This is a genomic window from Methylobacterium mesophilicum (assembly GCF_036441335.1).
Classification (GTDB): domain Bacteria; phylum Pseudomonadota; class Alphaproteobacteria; order Rhizobiales; family Beijerinckiaceae; genus Methylobacterium; species Methylobacterium mesophilicum_B.
Window position 1 is genome coordinate 15,851 of sequence record NZ_MLBW01000034.1, and the last position, 17,361, is coordinate 33,211.

Here is a 17,361-nt window from a genome sequence, read left to right on the forward strand (position 1 = left end):
GTTGAGCCGCGTCCGGGCATCTTGGAGATGCCGCCGAAGACGGTCATACGCCGTACGCCCATGACCTGCACTGCTCAGAGCCCGTGACCGACCCCCTCTCCTTCCTCTCCGGCGGCGGCGAGGCCGCGCGGATGATCCGCGCGCGCGACTGGTCCGGCCATCCTCTCGGGTCTCCGGAGACGTGGCCGGCGGAGTTCCGCGCGGCCCTGTCGCTCGTCCTCAACTCGCCGGAATCGATGATCCTGGCCTGGGGGCCCGACCTCCACTTCTTCTTCAACGACACCTATTTTCCGCTCCTGGGTCCGCGGTTGCCCTGGGCGATGGGCGAGCGGTTCGACGTGGTCTGGGCGGATGCCTGGGATCAGGCCAAGCCGATCATCGACGCCGCGATGACGGGCCGTCCGGAACGCTTCGTCGACCTGCCGTGGAAGCTCGACACCGATCGGGGCGCGCGCGAGACGTGGTGGACCTTCTCGTACTCGCGGGTGCTCGATGCCGAGGGCCGGGTCGCCGGCCTGTTCATCCTCACCAACGAGACCACCGGCCGGGTCCTGGCAGACGCCGCCCTCAAGGAGAGCCAGGGCCGGCTCGAGGCGGCGCTCGCGGAGCTGCGCGACCTGAACGCCACCTTGGCGCAGCAGGTCGAGGAGCGCACGGCCGACCGCAACGCCCTGTGGACGCTCTCGTCCGACATGATGCTGCGCTGCCTGTACGACGGGACGATCACCGCGGTGAACCCGGCCTGGACCGAGGTGCTGGGCTGGCGCCCGGACGAGTTGATCGGAACGAAACTCATCGCCTTCGTCCATCCGGACGATCTCGACCGCACCGTCGAGGGCGCGCGCCAGCTCTCCGCGGGGTCGAGTCTCGCGCGCTTCGACAACCGCTACCGCCACCGGGACGGCGGCTATCGCTGGATCAGCTGGGCGGCCCGGCCGGGGGAGGGGTTCATCAACGCGGTCGGGCGCGATTTCACCGCGGAGCGCGAGCGCGCCGACGCCCTGGCCGCCGCCGAGGAGGCCCTGCGCCAGTCGCAGAAGATGGAGGCGGTCGGTCAGCTGACCGGCGGCATCGCCCACGACTTCAACAACCTGCTCGCCGGCATCTCCGGGTCGCTGGAGCTGATCCAGACCCGGCTCGGCCAGGGCCGCGTCATGGACGTCGACCGCTACATCAACGCTGCGCAGGGGGCATCGAAGCGGGCCGCGGCGCTGACCCACCGTCTGCTCGCCTTCTCGCGTCGCCAGACCCTCGACCCGAAGCCCACCGACGTGAACCGGCTGGTGGCCGGCATGGAGGACCTGATCCGCCGCACCGTGGGACCCGCCGTGGTGGTCGAGGTCGTGGCGCCCCCCGGCCTGTGGCCGGCCCTGGTCGATCCGCCGCAGCTCGAGAACGCGCTCCTCAACCTGTGCATCAACGCCCGGGACGCGATGCCGGAGGGCGGCCGGATCACCATCGAGACCGCCAATGCCTGGCTCGACGAGCGCGCCGCCCGGCGCCACGACATGCCGCCGGGCCAGTACCTGTCGCTGTGCGTCACCGACACCGGCATCGGCATGCCGCCGGAGATCGTCGGCAAGGTGTTCGAGCCGTTCTTCACCACGAAGCCTCTGGGGCAGGGCACCGGCCTCGGCCTGTCGATGATCTACGGCTTCGCGCAGCAATCGGCCGGTCAGGTGCGGATCCACTCCGAGCTGGGCAAGGGCACGACGGTGTGCCTGTACCTGCCCCGCCACCGCGGCCCGGTGGCCGAGGAGGACGCGCACCCCGCTGTCGGCGCGCCGCCGCGGGCCGCGCCGGGGGAGACCGTGCTGGTGGTCGACGACGAGCCGACCGTCCGCATGCTGGTCACCGAGGTGCTGGAGGAACTCGGCTACACGGCGATCGAGGCTGCCGACAGCGCGGCCGGCCTGAAGGTGCTGCAGTCCGACGTGCGGATCGACCTGCTGGTGTCCGACATCGGATTGCCGGGGGGCATGAACGGGCGCCAGATGGCCGAGGCCGGCCGGATCACGCGTCCCGGCCTGAAGGTCCTGTTCGTCACCGGCTACGCGGAGAGCGCGGTCTTCGGCAACGGGCCCCTCGATGCCGGGATGCAGGTCATCACCAAGCCGTTCGTGGTGGAGGTGCTGGGAGCCCGGATCCGCGAGATGATCGGAACGGCTTGACCGCACGTCCGGTTCGGGCCTGATCGGCCGGGAAACGCCGGGAAGGAGGGACGCCATGCGGGCGCTGCTGTGCACGAAGCTCGACGGGCCGGAGCATCTCGAGATCGTCGAACGCCCCGACCCGGTGCCGGGTCCCGGGCAGGCGCTGGTGCGGATGCGGCTGGCGGCCCTGAACTTCTTCGACACGCTGATCACCGCCGGGCGCTACCAGGTGAAGCCGACCCTCCCATTCTCGCCGGGCGGCGAAGGGGTGGGCGTGGTCGAGGCGCTCGGTGAGGGGGCCTCGGGCGTGGTCGTGGGCGACCGGGTGATCGTCCATGCCGGGCACGGCTGCTGCGCGGAGCTGATCGCCCTCGACGCCGCCCGGCTCACGCCGGTGCCGGACGCCGTGCCGGACGAGCAGGCGGCCGGGCTGACCATCACCTACGGCACCTCGCTGCACGCCCTGGCGAACCGCGCCCGCCTGCGGCCCGGCGAGTGGCTGGCGGTCCTCGGTGCGTCCGGGGGCGTCGGCCTCGCCGCCGTCGAGCTCGGCCGGCTGATGGGCGCGCGGGTGATCGCCTGCGCCTCCTCGGAGGAGAAGCTCGCGGCGGCCCGCGCCCACGGCGCCGAGGCGGGCGTGGTCTACGACCCGGCAACGCTCAAGGACGAGCTGCGCCGGATCTCGGGCGGCGGGATCGACGTCGTCTACGACGCGGTCGGCGACGCCTACGCGGAGCCGGCCCTGCGGGCGCTCGGCTGGCGCGGGCGCTTCCTCGTGATCGGCTTCGCCGCCGGCGCCATCCCGCGGCTGCCGCTGAACCTGATGCTCCTGAAGGAACTCGACGTGCAGGGCGTCCACTGGGGCGCCTTCCTGGATCGGGAGCCCGAGGCGCACCGGGCCGATCAGCGCCGGCTCCTCGGCTGGGTCGCCGAGGGCAAGCTCACCGCGCAGGTCCACGGAGTCTACCCGCTGGCGCAATTTTCCGAGGCCTTCGGCCTCCTGACCCGCCGTGCCGCCGTGGGCAAGGTGCTGCTGCGACCTTGACCGGGCCGCGGCCGCCCGCCTTCCCGGGAAGCCGCGCCTGAACCGCCACACGGCCACGGCGGGCGGCGAGCCATGCGCTCCGCGCTGATCTCCGGCGCAGGTCGTTTCCGAAGTAGATGTTGCGGATCGGTCCGACATTCATCTTCATGCGCCTCGATGCGGTCGAGTCGTCATCCGTGGTGCCCGAGATGAATCTTCGAAGAAGTGTCGTATCGAAGCTGATACTCCCTTCGATCATCGGTCTTCTGCTTTTCCTGGCAAGCTCGATCGTCGGCTTGATGCAGATACAGGCCATCAACGGCGCCGCCGTGGACACCCGCGACGTCTGGGGACGCAAGGACAACGCGCTTCACACGATTCGATTCCTGATGCTGCGGTACCACACCACGACGATCCGCCAGGTGGTGGCCACCGACGCCGGCGAGAACCGGGACCTTGAGGCCGAGTTCGTCGAGATGGATGGGACCATCCCGGATGCCTTCCAGAGCTACCGCGCGGGCATGATCACCCCCCGGGAGCGCGCGCTCTGGGACGCGTTCGAAGGTCGGTGGAAGGCCTATCGCGTGGCGCGGGAGGCGATCCTCGCCCCGCTGAGACGCGGCGACCGGAACGCGGCCCGCGACGCCATCGCGCCGGCCCGCGCACCGCTGGTCGCCGCCTTCGAGGCTCTGGCGGATCTGGGCCACCTCACTGCCGAGGGTATGGACGTCTCGGTCCGCCGCTCCGAGGATGCGTTCCGGACGGCGTGGTCCGTCACCGTGGCGCTCTCCGTCATCGGATTGATCATGACCGGCGCGGCGGTCTGGTGGGTCTGGCGCCGGGTCGCCCGTCCGATCCGATCCCTGGCCGAGATCATGGGCCGGCTCGCGGCCGACGATCTTGACGTGGCCGTCAGCGGCTCCGGGCGGACGGACGAGATCGGCGTCATGGCCGCCTCCGTGCAGGTCTTCAAGGACGGCCTGATCCGGGCGCGGGCGCTCGAGCACGACGCCGCGCAGGCCCGCGCCACGGCCGAGGCGCGGCGGCGGAGCGGCATGCACGAGATCGCCGACGCCTTCGAGGGCACGGTCGGCGGCATCATCGGCACGGTCTCGACCGCCGTCGCCGCGCTGCAGGACACGGCCTCGACCATGAACGAAGCGGCCGCCGACGCCGCCGATCGCTCGGGCCGGGTGGCGAGCGCGGCCGAACTCGCGGTCGGCAACGTCAACGTCGCGGCGGCGGCGGCCGAGGAACTCGGCGCCTCCGTCCAAGAGATCAGCCGCCAGGTCGCGGGCTCGACGGCACTGACGCAGTCGGCGGTCGCGGACGCGGAGGCGAGCGCTCATTTGGTTCAGGATCTGAACGGGGCGGCGGTCCAGATCGGGCACGTCGTGGGCATGATCTCGACCATCGCCGAGCAGACGAACCTCCTGGCGCTGAACGCCACGATCGAAGCGGCCCGGGCGGGCGCCGCCGGCCGCGGCTTCGCCGTCGTGGCCGCTGAGGTGAAGGAGCTGGCCGGCCAGACCGCGCGGGCAACCCACGAGATCGGCGCCCACGTCGCCCGGATCCAGGCTTCCACCGGCGACGCCGTCTCGGCGATCGGGCGCATCGGCGGTCGGGTCCAGGAACTCAGCGCGGTGGCGACGCGGATCGCCAGCGCCGTGGAGCAGCAGGGCGCCGCGACGCAGGAGATCGTCCGCAACGTCTCCCAGGCCGCCCAGGGGGCGGCTGACGTCACCAGCACCATCGCGGGCGTCGCCGACGCGGCGAAGGGGGCCGGCGCGGCGGCCGATCAGGTTCTCACGGCAGCCTCGGAGCTGTCGCTCCGGTCCGGGCATCTCAGGGACGAGGTGACGCGCTTCCTCGCGACCGTCCGCGCCGCCTGAGCGCGCGGGACGGTCGCGGACGAAACCCTCCGACCGCGCCCGCGGCGCCGGCTCAGAGGAGCCCGCGCGCCCTGGCCAGGCCGACCAGATCCGCCTGCGGGCGGGCGCCGATGTGCTGGATGACCTCGGCCGCCGCGAGCGTGCCCAGGCGGGCGCTGGCGACGTTGTCGAGGCCGCGGGCGTGGCCGGCGAGGAAGCCGGCCGCGAACAGGTCGCCCGCGCCGGTCGTGTCGACGACGGTCTGGACCGGGCTCGCCTCGACGGCCCGGACCTCGCCGCCCTGAACCACCAGGGCGCCGTCGGCCGAGCGCGTGACGAGGCCGAGCAGATGGCGGCCGCGGGCGTTGCGCTCGTCGCGCAGGGCCGCCACGGCGGCCTCGGGATCCTCGGTCTCGTAGAGGCTCTGCAGCTCGGCCATGTTGGCGAACAGGATGTCGATGCTGCCGTCACGCACGAGGCCGAGGAACTCGTCGCGGTAGCGGCCCACGCAGAACGCGTCCGAGAGGGTGAGGGCGACGGCGTTGCCCGCCTGATGGGCGAGCTGCGCCGCCTTGCGGAACGCGTCCTTGGCGGCCGGCGGATCCCAGAGGTAGCCCTCGAGATAGACGACGCGGGCCGAGCTCACGAGCGTCTTGTCGACATCGTCGGGTGACAGGCCCTGGCAGGCGCCGAGATAGGTGTTCATCGTGCGCTCGCCGTCCGGCGTCACGAGCACGAAGCACCGGGCGGTCGCCGGACCCTCGGCGGCGGCCGGGACGGCGAAGTCGATGCCGGTCGCCTTGAGATCGTGGCTGAACAGGCCGCCGAGCTCGTCGTTCCGGACCTTTCCGACGAAGCCGGTCCTTGCCCCGAGGAGCGCCGCGCCGACCGCGGTGTTGGCGCCCGAGCCGCCCGACACGATCGTCGCCGGTCCCATCGCCTGGAACAGCGCCTCGGCCCGCGGCTCGTCGATGAGTTGCATCGCGCCCTTGGTGACGCCCTGCGCCGACAGGAAGGCGTCGTCCGTGCGAGCGATCACGTCGACGATGGCGTTGCCGAGCACGAGGAGATCGAGGGGTGCAGTCATACGGGCGTCCTGATTCGCGTTCGCGCCGCTGTGGCATCCGCCTCGGATCGGATCAAGCGCCGTCGTCGGCGGGCGCGAGGTCGGCGAACAGCTCGGGCACGGGCAGGCGCAGGCCGGGCGGCGTCAGGTCCAGCGTCTCCCGGGTCGCGATGCGGGTCTCGATCAGGCCGCCCTGAGCGCGGCGGTGATGGATGACGAGACGCTTCACCGGATCCACGATCAGATAGTGGATGACGCTCTCCAGACCGAAGTAGCGGGTCAGTTTCAGGCCCGAGTCCACCGCGCGTGTGCCCGGCGACTGAACCTCGACGACAATGACGGGATCCGGCACTTCGACGGCATCGAGATCCATCCGGGGCCCAGAATAGACCAGTGCATCCGGTTCGAACGTCGTCGTGCTGTCGATGCGGACCGTCATGCCGTCGGGCATCATGTGACAGACGACACCGGAGGCTCTGATCGCACGATTCAGGGCAGTCTGTGCTGCGAACTTGACCAACGCATGTCCGGCCCGCTCCGGTGACATCGCGAACACCTCGCCATCGACCAGCTCGAAGCGCCCCGGCTGCCCCTCGGCCCAGGCGAGAAACTCGTCGACCGTCATCCGGGATCTCGGCTGAGCGACCATGCCCGAGGTTAGCACGGATTCGGCTTGCCGGGAGCCGTGCTCCTCACGGGCCTCACCCCGCGATCTTCTCCAGCGCGACGTCCCGCGTCCGGGGACCCAGCAGCCCGACGAGCAGGCCCGCGGCCAGCATCGCCGCCGAGATGAACAGGAACACGCCCGGCGTCCCGGCCTCCCGCAGCACGAACGCGATGACGAAGCCGGTGAAGATCGCCGAGAAGCGGCTCCAGGAATAGACGAAGCCGACCGCGCGTGCCCGGATGCCCGTGGGAAACAGCTCGGCCTGATAGGCGTGGAAGCTGTACGACATCACGTTCGAGGCCAGCGTCAGGCCGATGCCGAGCGCCACGATGACGGTGACGTCCCGCGTCTGCGCGAAGGCCAAGCCGCAGCCGATGTAGACGAGGGCGGCGGCCACGATGACGTGCTTGCGCTCGAACCGGTCGGCGATGGCGAGGCCGATCAGGGGCCCGACCGGGGCGGCGAGCGCGATCAGCGCCGTGTAGGCGAGGCTCGACGTCACCGTGATGCCCTGGGCCACCAGGAGTGTCGGCACCCAGTTGGCGAAGCCGTAGAAGCCCACCGTCTGGAAGACGTTGAACCCCGCCATCATCAGGGCGCGGCGCCGGTAGGGCTGGACCCACATGTCGCGGAACGCGCCGCGCGGCTGCACCGGCTCCGGCGCGGCCGGAGCGGGAAGCGGCCGCCCATGCTCGGCCGCGATCCGCGCTTCCAGCCGCCGCAGGACCGCCTCGGCCTCCGCCAGACGGCCGCGCTCGACGAGCCAGCGCGGGCTCTCCGGCAGGCCCGCCCGCATCCACCAGACCACGATCGCCGCCGAGGCGCCGATCAGAACCACCCAGCGCCACCCGTCGATGCCGAGGGGGGCCGTCGGGATCAGCAGGTAGGACAGGAACGCCACGACCGGCACGGCGGTGAAGCCGATGCCCTGGCACAGGGCGAAGGCCCGGCCCCGGATCGCCTTCGGCACCAGCTCGGAGAGGTAGCTGCCGATCGTCACCATCTCCAGGCCGAGGCCGATCCCCGCGATCAGGCGCCAGAGGTTGAGGCCGAAGGCGTCGCTCTGGCAGGCCATCACCACGTTGGCGGCGGTGTAGGACAGGAGCGACCACGTGAAGATCGCCCGCCGGCCGAACCGGTCGGCGAGCCAGCCGCAGGCGATGGTGCCGATGAACAGGCCTGTGAAGAGGGCGGCCACGAAGCTCGCGACGCCGCTGGCACCGAACAGGCCCGGAGTCGTCGGCGTCAGGATCCCGGCCTTGACGAGCCCCGGCGCGACGTAGCCGGTGAACAGCAGGTCGTAGAGCTCGAAGAAGAAGCCGAGCCCGAGCAGCATCACGAGGCGCCAGACCGTCGGCGTCGCCGGGAGCCGGTCGAGACGGGCCAGGAGGGCGCCGGGATCGAGACCCGCGTCGAAAGCCCGGACTGCCGTACGCGTCGCCATGCCGGTGAGCCTCGTCTCGGCGCCGCGGCGCCCCGCCGGCGCAGTGCCGCGGAAGCGGGCAGCGCGCAAGGGGGCGCGACGCCGGCCGCGCGGGGGTGCCGTCAGGCGCCGAAGACGGACCAGCCCATGCGCTGCGTCAGCCGCTCCAGGGCGATGCGGCCGAGGTGAGAATTGCCCGCCGCGTCGAGGCCGGGCGACCAGACGGCGATCGAGGCCTTGCCCGGCGCGATCGCCAGGATGCTGCCGCCAACCCCGCTCTTGCCCGGCAGGCCGACCCGGTAGGCGAACTCGCCCGACCCGTCGTAGTGGCCGCAGGTCAGCATGATCGCGTTGATGCGGCGCGCGCGCTCCGCCGACACGACCGAGTGGCCTGTCGACGGGTTGATGCCGTTATGCGCCAGGAACCGGCCGGCCTGCGCAAGCTGCCGGCAGTTCATCGCGATGGCGCAGTGGTGGAAGTAGACGCCGAGCGTGTAGTCGACCGGATTGTCGAGGACGCCGAACGATTTCATGTAGTTGGCGAGCGCGGTGTTGCGGAAGCCCGTGCGCTTCTCCGAGGCCGCCACCCTCTCATCGATGGCGATGCTGGGATCCTGGGCCAGGAACTGCATGAAGCGCAGGATCTCGCCCAGCGCCTCGCGGGGCTCGTGACCCGAGAGGATCACATCGGTGACCGCGATCGCGCCCGCGTTGATGAACGGATTGCGCGGCACGCCGCGCTCCCGCTCCAGCTGGACGATGGAGTTGAACGGGTTGCCCGAGGGCTCGCGGCCGACCCGCTTCCACAGCCGGTCGCCGACCATGCCGAGGGCGAGGGTGAGCGTGAACACCTTCGACACGCTCTGGATCGAGAACGGCGTCTCGCTGTCGCCGCCGGCGAAGACCTGCCCCTCGGCGTCGATCACCGCCAAGCCGAACTGGTCGGGATCGACCCGGGCGAGCTCCGGGATGTAGTCCGCGACCGCGCCCCGGTCGGGGCGCTGGGCCATCTCCTCGGAGATCTCCCGGATGACGTGGGCAAGGTCGGGCACGGTCGGGCTCGGGCGTCGCGTTGCGTCGGAACCGGGCCGGTTCGCGACGTCTCGGGCGATGCAAGGTCCGGTCCGGCCGAGCGGTGATCTAGCAGTGCCGGGCGGGCGTGGGAACCGAACGGAGCCATACCCCGCCGTCCTCGCGAGCGGAGCGAAGCGATCCAGCGGCGCCGCGTTCGGCGGTGTCGCGCTGCCCTGGGTCGCTTCGCTCCGCTTGCGAGGACAGGGCGCGAGCTAGAGGTCGAGGCGTCACGCGGCGGCGAGCGCCATCGCCATCGATTCCTTCTTCATGAGCTCCCGGAAGAAGCCGTCGAGATGGGTCAGCTTGTCGGGCGAGCCGTCCTGCGCGATGCGGCCGCCGTCGAGCACGACGATCCGGTCGAAATCCTGCAGCGTCGAGAGACGGTGCGCGATCGCGATGACGGTCCGGCCCTTCATCAGGTTCGCGAGGGCGTGGCGGATCGCCTGCTCGGATTCGGCGTCCAGTGCGGAGGTCGCCTCGTCGAGCAGCAGGATCGGCGAGTTCTTCAGGATCGCCCGGGCGATGGCGATGCGCTGACGCTGACCGCCCGAGAGCTTCACGCCGCGGTCGCCCACGATCGTATCGAAACCCTCCGGCAGGGCCTTGATGAAGTCGGTGCAGTGCGCCGCCTCGGCTGCCTGCCAGACCTCGTCGTCGGTCGCCTCGGGCCGGCCGTAGCGGATGTTCTCGCGCAGCGAGCGGTGGAACATCGAGACGTCCTGCGGCACGACCGTGATCGCCTCGCGCAGGGATTCCTGCGTGACGCGCTCGATGTTCTGCCCGTTGATGCGGATCGCGCCGCTCTGCACGTCGTAGAAACGCTGGATCAGCGAGAACAGGGTCGACTTGCCGCCGCCCGACTTGCCGACGAGGCCGACGCGCTGGCCGGGCTCGATGACGAGATCGAAGTCGGTGAAGACGGGCCGCCCGTCCGGATAGTTGAACGCGACGTGCTCGAACTCGATCTTGGCGCCCTGACCGCTGAGCGGCTGCGCCTCCGGATGGTCCACGAGGTCGTGGGGCTGAAGCAGGGTGTGCAGCGCCTCGGACAGGCGCGCGGTGTGCTGGGTCGCGTCGACCAGCGCCACCGCGAGGTCGCGGGTGGCGGCGAGGATGCGGATGCCGAGCGTGCAGACCAGGACCACCTGACCGTTCGTCGCCTGGCCGGCCTCCCACATCTGGATCGCCCAGTAGAGCAGGCCGAACACGGCCAGCACGGTGAGCACCGCGTGCACGATGCGCAGCTTCTCGAGATAGAGCAGGGACGAGCGGCGGGCCCGCATCTCGGTGGCGATGGTCCCCTCGAAGCGCTTCCCCTCCCGCTTGAACGCCGAGAAGGCGCGCACGAGCGACATGTTCCCCACGAGGTCGACCATCTCGCCGTCGACGGTGGCGGCCTTGGCGGCGAAGTCGTGGTGCAACGGCTTGCCGGCCGCGGCCATCTTGAACATCAGCACGACGACGGCGGCGAATACGCCCGCCAGGATGCCCGCCATGGTGAGGTTGACGGTGGCGATGTAGGCGATCGACCCGAAGGCCGCGACCGTCGGCGGCATCACGTTGAACACGAACATATTCTCGACCGTGAAGATCGCGTTCGAGGTCGCCGTGATCCGCGACGCCAGGGTGCCCGGCTGGCGGTCGGAGAAGAAGGTCGGGGAGTGGCCGGTCAGGTGCCGGAACAGGTCGCGCCGGATGTCGCCCGTGATGCCCACGAAGGTGAAGGCGCCGGTCAGCGCGGCCACGCGCCAGAGCATGTTGTCGGCGGCGATGAAGGCGATCAGGACCGCCAGCGCCCCCCAGATCACGGTGTTGCCCGGGCCGGGGCCCTTCGTCAGCGCGTCGACCACGCCCTTGAGCGCGTAGTCGGTGGACACCGAGAAGCCGACGGCGCCGAGCACCGAGATCAGGATGACCAGGTGCGGCAGCCAGCGGCGCCGGAGATACCGCCCGACGAAGGCGAAGGGCCTGTCGGCGTATCGGTGCAGCTCTTCCATCGCGGTGACCATTCCGTATTCGCGCGGCTTTGGCTTACGGGCTGAGGCGGAGTGCAGCGCGGGCGCAGTCTGACCCGCAGCGGCAACGCGAGAGCGTTGCCATATGTTTCACCGGCTCGCACCTTCGTTGCGCTTTTATCCGCAGAACCTGAACGCCGCTTGAGCGGCGTGGAAACACCCAAGCGAATCCGATGCCGTGACCGTTCAGGCCGCGCGCTCCGTCTGGCGCGTCTCCGGCATGATCAGCGCTACCAGCATGAAGGCCGCGAAGCCGACGACCGCGAGGCCCAGGAAGGCGCTGTGGCTGCCGAGGTGGTCGGCCATGATGCCGGCGAGGGACGTCGAGAGGGCGGCGCCGATGCCCATGGCGGTCCCGACCGCGCCGAGGGCGAGGTTGAAGCGCCCGGTGCCGCGGGTGAGGTCCGACACGATCAGCGGCACCATCACGCCGAGCACCGAGGCCGAGATGCCGTCGAGGACCTGGATGGCGACGAGGCCGTACGGGTTGGTCGTGTAGGCGAGCATCAGGCCGCGGACCGGCAGCGCGCCGAAGCCGAACAGCAGGACCGGGTAGCGGCCGAAGCGCTCGGCGGCCCGGCCGACCGCCGGGGCACTGACCGCCAGGACGGCCTGCGGGACCATGATGCAGGCGGCGACCAGCGCGGTCGCGGTCTCGCTCGCCCGCAGGGTCAGGACGCTGCCGACGAGGGGCAGCATCGCGGCGTTGGCGAGGAAGAACAGCACCATGCAGGCCGCGAAGCAGAGCAGGCCGCGGTTGGTCAGGAGGGCGCGGATGCCGTCCTGGCCGGATGCGGGCCCCGTCGGGGCTGGCGCCGTCTGGGCCGCGGCCGGCTCCTTGAACACGCCGGGATCGATGTCCTGGGCGCGGATGCGCGCCAGCGCGATCACCGTCGGGATCCCGAGTGCCGCGGTGAGGTAGAAGACGGCGCCGTTGGACAGGTAGTAGCCGATCGCGCCCATCCCGGCCGCGCCCAGGGCATTGCCGAGGGCCGCGAAGCTCGCGTTGCGGCCGAGGCGCTCGCCGGCCCGGGCGCGCCCGACCAGGCCGATGCTGATCGCCGCGATGGCCGGCGTCAGCACGCAGCTCGCGGCCGAGTGAAGCGCCATCGCCAGCAGCACGACCAGGAAGCTCGGCCAGACCGCCAGCGCGAAGGCGCTGCCGGCGATCCCGATCACCGCCACGGCGGCGGCGAAGCGCTTCGAGCGCACGACGTCGACGAAGGCGCCGCCCGGCACCTGGCCGAGGAGCGCCACGAGGCTGCCGACCGTGAGGGCGAAGCCGATGTCGGACTGGGTCCACTTGGCCTGTGAGAAGTAGACCGCCAGGAACGGCCCGAACCCGGTCTGCAGGTTGGCGACGAAGAACGCGAAGGCATCGAGGCCGTAGCGGCTCGCCGACGAGATCGCGCGCTCGCCGTGGGCCGCCGATGCGGCCGGCGGACGCGCGGCCTCGGCCGCCTGATCCTTCAGGCGGGTCGGACGGGAGCGGATGTCCTGCCGGGGCACGTCGCGCTCGCGGGAGGCGGCGGCGGTTCTGACCTTCAACCGGGCCACCGTCACTTATCCGGTGCCTTCTCCGGGGGCAGGGCGGGCACGGTCGCCGGCGGGGCGGCGGCCGGTGCCGCGGCGGTCGGAGCGGCGTTGCCCGGCGTGGGGGAGGCCGGTGCTGTCGGGTCGCCGCGGGCGCGGCCGCCTGCTCGCCCTCGGGCGGGGGCGCGGCCGGGCTGGCGGGCCCCAGGACCACGATCGGCTCGCCGGCCTTGTATTCCGGTGACACGCGGACTTGGTTGCGGGTCAGCGCGACCGACAGCTTGCGCTCCTTCCCGCCGTCCGGCGTGAAGCGCAGGGCGCGCCAATCCACCGCGATCTTGCGGGTGCCGACACCGAGGAAGCCGCCGAAATCGATGATCGCGGCGCGGGGATGGCCCTCCTTGTCGATGATGATGTCGATCACGCGTCCCAGCTCGTCGCCGCCGGCGCTGCGCACGCTGCGGCCGAGCAGGCTCTCGTAATCCTGGGTGTCGAGGACGGTGGCCGGCGTTCCCTGCTGCTGCGCCTGGGCCGGGGCGGGCGGCGCGCCCGCGGCAGCCGGCGGACTGGATGGCGGGGCGGCCGGTGTCGCCGCGGGTGGCGGTGGGGCCGGTGTCTGGATCGGTGTCTGGGCCGGAGGTGCGGATTGCGGCGTGGCCGGAGTCTGCGGCGCGGCCTGACCGGCAGGCCCCTCGCTGCCGCTCGCCTGGGCCTGCGCCGCGGTCCCCGACGCCCAGAGGGCGAGCGTCACGGCCGCGATCATCCGGTTGGTTCTGAACACGCTTCGTCCTCTGAGGAATGGCCGGGCCACACCGGCGCTCCGGCGCGTCCACGACCGCTTTCGGCCGGTTCCGGGTCCGCCGCCGGCAGGACCCCGCCTGCGGATGGCGTCGTGCCGCAGGACCTGGGCGAAGTTATGGACCCCGTCGGCCCGTCAGCAAGGCTCGGGCCGCGCATGTCGGCCGGGCGCTACCGGGCGGCGGAGGGCGTCCGGAGGTCATCCCCCGGCGTCCCGTGGTGCTGTCTGGTTTTCGCCGCAACCCCAGCGTAGACAACCGCGCATAAACCCATGCGAGCTGCGGATGGCACCGCGGCCACTGTCGAGGACTACACGATGTCGACCCTCACCACGTCGCGACGCGCGGCAGCGCGCGGTCTCGCGCTCGCCGCCGCACTGGCCGGTCTCGTGGCCGGCTGTCAGGCGCTCGGCGGCGGCGGCGGCGTGATGCCGGCGACGGAGGTCGGGCTGCCGCCGTCGCTGCGCGGCTCCCTGCCCAATCGCGAGCCGCGCAATGCCGCGGTCGACGCGGACGGCCAGCCGCTGCAGACGGCGCCGACGAAGCAACTCGCGATCCCCAGGACAGCCGGCAGCGCCACGCGGACGGCCGACAGCGGCGAGCGCCGGATCCGGCGGGAGGATCTCGACGGCGGCAACGCGGCCGTCGGCGGCAGCGGCGGCAGCGGCTCGATGGGCCCGATGCTGTCGCCCGGCGGCAGCGTCGGTCTCGGCGGGAAGTTCTGAGCCGATACGGCTCGGCACCCGCGCCCCTCCCGAGCGCGGGCACCCGCACGCGGGGACGACGCTCGATGCGGGCGCGACGGCCCGGGTCGGCGCGCCGCGCCGACGCTCGCCTAGCCGACCCCCTGGCTCGGCGCCTCCGCGGTCACGCCCGGCTCGATGTCGACGACGTAGCCGCCGAGTTCCGTGCTGTAGCTGAGGCTCTTCCAGGGCAGCGGGTGATGGGTCTCGCCGAGCCCGAGGAACCCCCCGAAGGCCAGCACGGCGTAGGCGACCTGTCCGGAAACCTTGTCCACCATGAAATTGTGGATGGCGCCGAGGTGGCGGCCGCTGCGATCGTAGACGGCCGTGCCCTCGACCTTGTTGGACGCGATCAGCCGCGGCGTCTCGTCGATCGCCATGCCCTCGCCCGTCGGGTCCAGTTCCAGCGTGCCGGGCTCTCTCAGGGTACGTTCGTTGGGCAAATCCGTCGGCATGGTCTCTCCACGGTTCGCGCGCGGGGCGGTGCCGGCGCGGCCATCCCTCGGCTCACTAAGCGCGCGGGTCGGGACCGGTTCCGCCGGCGGGCAGCGGGGGCCGGACCCGCACCGAGCGCTCAGGGGGCGGGCGGCATGCCGGCGCTCGCCCGCCGCTGATTGATCCGGTCGCGGACCGACCGGTTCGCCAGCAGCATCTCGAAGCCGAAGGCCACCAGGGCGCACAGCGTGCACAGGATCGCCGCGCCGAACAGGCCGAACAGCAGGGTCGCGACCGTGCTGTCGCGCAGCGCGCCCACGAACAGGGTCAGCACCGAGCCGCAGGTCGCCACGCCGCCGAGCGCGGCCAGGAACACCGCGGCGTCGAGCGCGAGGGAGCGCCGGTGAAGGCGGTCCAGGCGCTTCCCGAGGCGGACGCGCTCGGCATCGCCGGCGCCCGCGAGCAATCCGGACACGTGATCGGCTTGGTCCGCCACGCGCGCGAGACGGGCCCCGAAGACGTTGAGCAGCGTCGCGATGCCCGACAGCAGGAAGACGGGGCTGAGCGCCACCTGGACGACGTGGGCGGTGCTTTCCAGGCTGGCGAGGGTGATCGGGTCGGTCATGCGGTCGGGCTGATGCACCCGGCGGAATGGCGCGGCAATCCCGGCGCGCTCAGATCAGCCCGCGGCCCGGCGCGATGCCGGAGGCGGTCGTCTCCGCGCGGATCACGAGCCCGAGACCGGTGACCAGTCCGGTGGCGAGCAGGAGCGCGAGCGTGAGGGCCGGGGCGAACATGCCTGTATTTCGCGCGCAGGATTGTTAAGAGCAGGTTTCGCGTTCAGCATCTGGCCGAATAATCTTCACCACGGCATCCATCGAGCGATCCCACAGGGGATTCCCGTGCGTGCCTTGTGGATGAGGGCGTTGCAAAGGCAATTTCCCCTTGGAACGGCGGCGGCACCGCTTAGTTGCTGCTATGCTGGCTCGGCCGTGGGGCGATCATGCCCCGGCCTGCGGCCCGAGAACCGGAGGAAGTTTATGGCCACAAAGACCGAGAAGGCTGCGCCGAAGGCGGCCAAGACCACCAAGACTGCGGAGAAGGCCGCCCCGGCGAAGGCTGCGAAGCCGGCTGCCGCCAAGTCGGCCGGCACCAAGCCCAACGCTCTGCAGCAGCCGCTGAAGCCGTCGGCCGAGCTCGGCGCCATCGTCGGCACCAGCCCGCTGCCCCGCGGCGAGGTGGTCAGCAAGGTTTGGGATTACATCAAGAAGAACAACCTTCAGAACCCGCAGAACAAGCGCGAGATCGTTGCCGACGACAAGCTCAAGAAGGTCTTCGGCAAGGACAAGTGCTCCATGTTCGAGATGAACAAGCACCTCGCCGCGCATCTGAAGGCCTGATCACGACCTAGAGCCCAGTCCGGCATCTCGTCCGGGCCGACGGCTCTAGGTGCCTTCGTGACGTTCCAGTCGGGCCGGAGGACCGGCCGACCTGGCGCGCCGCGGGCGAAAGCCCGGTGCCCAGAGCGACCGGTCAGACCGGAGGGCTTTGGCCGTCCGCTGGGCCGGACGCGTCGGAAGGTCTGGAACCCGGGCTTCCCCGCGCGCACTCGCCGAGCCACCGCGGTCCCGCGCACGCGGGGTCGTCGACAAGGCCCAGCTTCAGTGACCTGTCGGGCACGGCCAGCCGATCCGGGCCCCATGCCGGGCCCTATGCCGGGCCCAATGCCGAGTCCCGCGCGATCCTAGGCGAGCCCCTGCAGGACACCGCCATCGACCCGCAGAGCCGCGCCGGTGGTGGCGCTCGCGGCCGGGCTGCAGAGATAGGCGACGAGGTTCGCGACCTCCTCCACCCGCGCGAGGCGCTGGATCAGCGAGGAGGGCCGGTGCTCCGCGACGAAGCTGCGGCCCATGGCCTCGAGGTCTGCATCCGCCGCGCCGCCGGCCATCTGCCTCATGAACTCCGCCACACCTTCCGACAGGGTCGGGCCGGGCAGCACGCTGTTGACCGTCACGCCGGTGCCGGCCACCGTCTGGGCGAGCCCGCGGGAGATCGCGAGCTGCGCGGTCTTGGTCATCCCGTAATGGACCATCTCGGTCGGCGTGTTGATGCCGGACTCGCTGGAGATGAAGATCACCCGGCCCCAGCCCCGCTCCGCCATGCCGGGCGTGTAGGCCCTGGACAGGCGCACCCCGCTCATCACGTTGACGTCGAAGAAGCGCTGCCAGTCGGCGTCCGGGATCTCGAAGAACGGCTTCGGCTCGAAGATCCCGGTGTTGTTCACCAGCACGTCCACGGCCGGAAGCGCCTGGACCAGCGCGGACACGCCGTCCGCGGTCGCGACGTCGCCCGGCGCCGCGAAGGCGCGGCCGGCGCTCGCCTCCCCCCGCAGCTTCGCCAGCGCGGCCTCGACGCGCTCGGGCGTGCGGCCGTTGATGCCGACCTCGGCGCCGAGATCGAGGAGTTCCTTGGCGATGGCGTAGCCGATGCCGCCGGTCGAGCCGGTGACCAGGGCCTTCCGGCCGGTGAGATCGAGATCCATGGGACGCTCCAGCACGTG

Annotated in this window: 15 protein-coding genes and 1 pseudogene; 5 read left to right on the forward strand and 11 right to left on the reverse strand. The window is 71.5% G+C overall.

What is annotated here, in order from left to right; all coding sequences use genetic code 11:
* Positions 1-83 precede the first annotated feature (83 nt).
* The 3 genes from MMR14E_RS20730 (at position 84) to MMR14E_RS20740 (ending at position 5,069) form a co-directional block, all read left to right on the forward strand.
* Positions 84-2,171, forward strand: a complete 2,088-nt coding sequence (locus tag MMR14E_RS20730; protein ID WP_331316895.1) for an ATP-binding protein — start codon at positions 84-86, stop codon at positions 2,169-2,171.
* A gap of 55 nt (positions 2,172-2,226) precedes the next feature.
* A complete protein-coding gene (locus tag MMR14E_RS20735) occupies positions 2,227-3,198 on the forward strand; it encodes an NADPH:quinone oxidoreductase family protein (RefSeq protein ID WP_331316897.1) in 972 nt (323 codons plus the stop codon).
* Between the two features lie 188 nt (positions 3,199-3,386).
* A complete protein-coding gene (locus MMR14E_RS20740) occupies positions 3,387-5,069 on the forward strand; it encodes a methyl-accepting chemotaxis protein (protein WP_331318588.1) in 1,683 nt (560 codons plus the stop codon).
* 52 nt (positions 5,070-5,121) lie between these two features.
* On the opposite strand, the gene MMR14E_RS20745 is transcribed toward MMR14E_RS20740, so the two are convergent.
* From MMR14E_RS20745 to MMR14E_RS29335, 7 genes and pseudogenes are all read right to left on the reverse strand, one after another.
* A complete protein-coding gene (locus MMR14E_RS20745; RefSeq protein WP_331316898.1) occupies positions 5,122-6,135 on the reverse strand; it encodes an adenosine kinase in 1,014 nt (337 codons plus the stop codon).
* 52 nt (positions 6,136-6,187) lie between these two features.
* Positions 6,188-6,739, reverse strand: a complete 552-nt coding sequence (locus tag MMR14E_RS20750) for a Uma2 family endonuclease (protein ID WP_331316899.1) — start codon at positions 6,737-6,739, stop codon at positions 6,188-6,190.
* 76 nt (positions 6,740-6,815) lie between these two features.
* Entirely contained in the window at positions 6,816-8,225 is a 1,410-nt protein-coding gene (locus MMR14E_RS20755) for an MFS transporter (RefSeq protein ID WP_331316900.1), read from the reverse strand.
* Between the two features lie 101 nt (positions 8,226-8,326).
* Positions 8,327-9,256: a glutaminase gene (locus tag MMR14E_RS20760; protein WP_331316902.1), complete on the reverse strand. Its 930-nt coding sequence runs from the start codon at positions 9,254-9,256 to the stop codon at positions 8,327-8,329.
* Positions 9,257-9,505: 249 nt separating this feature from the next.
* Positions 9,506-11,275: an ABC transporter ATP-binding protein gene (locus tag MMR14E_RS20765; protein WP_331316903.1), complete on the reverse strand. Its 1,770-nt coding sequence runs from the start codon at positions 11,273-11,275 to the stop codon at positions 9,506-9,508.
* 204 nt (positions 11,276-11,479) lie between these two features.
* Positions 11,480-12,856: an MFS transporter gene (locus MMR14E_RS20770; RefSeq protein ID WP_331316904.1), complete on the reverse strand. Its 1,377-nt coding sequence runs from the start codon at positions 12,854-12,856 to the stop codon at positions 11,480-11,482.
* A gap of 349 nt (positions 12,857-13,205) precedes the next feature.
* Positions 13,206-13,589, reverse strand: a pseudogene (locus MMR14E_RS29335) (PRC-barrel domain-containing protein); the annotation flags it as partial.
* A gap of 351 nt (positions 13,590-13,940) precedes the next feature.
* On the opposite strand from MMR14E_RS29335, the gene MMR14E_RS20780 reads away from it, so the two are divergent.
* Positions 13,941-14,348: a hypothetical protein gene (locus tag MMR14E_RS20780; protein ID WP_331318589.1), complete on the forward strand. Its 408-nt coding sequence runs from the start codon at positions 13,941-13,943 to the stop codon at positions 14,346-14,348.
* Positions 14,349-14,458: 110 nt separating this feature from the next.
* Here the strand turns inward: MMR14E_RS20780 and MMR14E_RS20785 are convergent, their stop codons facing one another.
* The 3 genes from MMR14E_RS20785 to MMR14E_RS20795 all read right to left on the reverse strand — a co-directional run bounded on the left by MMR14E_RS20785 (position 14,459) and on the right by MMR14E_RS20795 (position 15,598).
* Positions 14,459-14,821 carry a PRC-barrel domain-containing protein gene (locus MMR14E_RS20785; RefSeq protein ID WP_331316906.1) on the reverse strand — a complete coding sequence of 121 codons (363 nt, stop codon included), beginning with the start codon at positions 14,819-14,821 and terminating at the stop codon, positions 14,459-14,461.
* Between the two features lie 119 nt (positions 14,822-14,940).
* The gene (locus tag MMR14E_RS20790; RefSeq protein ID WP_331316908.1) at positions 14,941-15,426 is read right to left on the reverse strand and encodes a DUF2721 domain-containing protein; all 486 of its coding nucleotides are present in this window, start codon (positions 15,424-15,426) and stop codon (positions 14,941-14,943) included.
* A 49-nt stretch (positions 15,427-15,475) separates the two neighbouring features.
* Positions 15,476-15,598, reverse strand: coding sequence for a hypothetical protein (locus MMR14E_RS20795; protein WP_331316910.1), 123 nt, complete (start codon positions 15,596-15,598; stop codon positions 15,476-15,478).
* Between the two features lie 243 nt (positions 15,599-15,841).
* Here MMR14E_RS20795 and MMR14E_RS20800 point away from each other — a divergent pair, with 243 nt between their 5' ends.
* Entirely contained in the window at positions 15,842-16,201 is a 360-nt protein-coding gene (locus tag MMR14E_RS20800) for an SWIB/MDM2 domain-containing protein (RefSeq protein ID WP_012320460.1), read from the forward strand.
* 344 nt (positions 16,202-16,545) lie between these two features.
* Here MMR14E_RS20800 and MMR14E_RS20805 read toward each other — a convergent pair whose 3' ends face one another.
* Positions 16,546-17,343, reverse strand: a complete 798-nt coding sequence (locus tag MMR14E_RS20805) for an SDR family oxidoreductase (protein WP_331316911.1) — start codon at positions 17,341-17,343, stop codon at positions 16,546-16,548.
* Positions 17,344-17,361 lie beyond the last annotated feature (18 nt).

What these genes read in the sequence shown, in the direction of transcription:
- MMR14E_RS20735 (WP_331316897.1), top strand. Translation starts at nt 2,227, where the DNA reads ATGCGGGCGCTGCTGTGCACGAAGCTCGACGGGCCGGAGCATCTCGAG.
- MMR14E_RS20740 (WP_331318588.1), top strand. Translation starts at nt 3,387, where the DNA reads ATGAATCTTCGAAGAAGTGTCGTATCGAAGCTGATACTCCCTTCGATC.
- MMR14E_RS20745 (WP_331316898.1), bottom strand. Translation starts at nt 6,135, where the DNA reads ATGACTGCACCCCTCGATCTCCTCGTGCTCGGCAACGCCATCGTCGAC.
- MMR14E_RS20750 (WP_331316899.1), bottom strand. Translation starts at nt 6,739, where the DNA reads ATGACGGTCGACGAGTTTCTCGCCTGGGCCGAGGGGCAGCCGGGGCGC.
- MMR14E_RS20755 (WP_331316900.1), bottom strand. Translation starts at nt 8,225, where the DNA reads ATGGCGACGCGTACGGCAGTCCGGGCTTTCGACGCGGGTCTCGATCCC.
- MMR14E_RS20765 (WP_331316903.1), bottom strand. Translation starts at nt 11,275, where the DNA reads ATGGAAGAGCTGCACCGATACGCCGACAGGCCCTTCGCCTTCGTCGGG.
- MMR14E_RS20780 (WP_331318589.1), top strand. Translation starts at nt 13,941, where the DNA reads ATGTCGACCCTCACCACGTCGCGACGCGCGGCAGCGCGCGGTCTCGCG.
- MMR14E_RS20785 (WP_331316906.1), bottom strand. Translation starts at nt 14,821, where the DNA reads ATGCCGACGGATTTGCCCAACGAACGTACCCTGAGAGAGCCCGGCACG.
- MMR14E_RS20790 (WP_331316908.1), bottom strand. Translation starts at nt 15,426, where the DNA reads ATGACCGACCCGATCACCCTCGCCAGCCTGGAAAGCACCGCCCACGTC.
- MMR14E_RS20795 (WP_331316910.1), bottom strand. Translation starts at nt 15,598, where the DNA reads ATGTTCGCCCCGGCCCTCACGCTCGCGCTCCTGCTCGCCACCGGACTG.
- MMR14E_RS20800 (WP_012320460.1), top strand. Translation starts at nt 15,842, where the DNA reads ATGGCCACAAAGACCGAGAAGGCTGCGCCGAAGGCGGCCAAGACCACC.
- MMR14E_RS20805 (WP_331316911.1), bottom strand. Translation starts at nt 17,343, where the DNA reads ATGGATCTCGATCTCACCGGCCGGAAGGCCCTGGTCACCGGCTCGACC.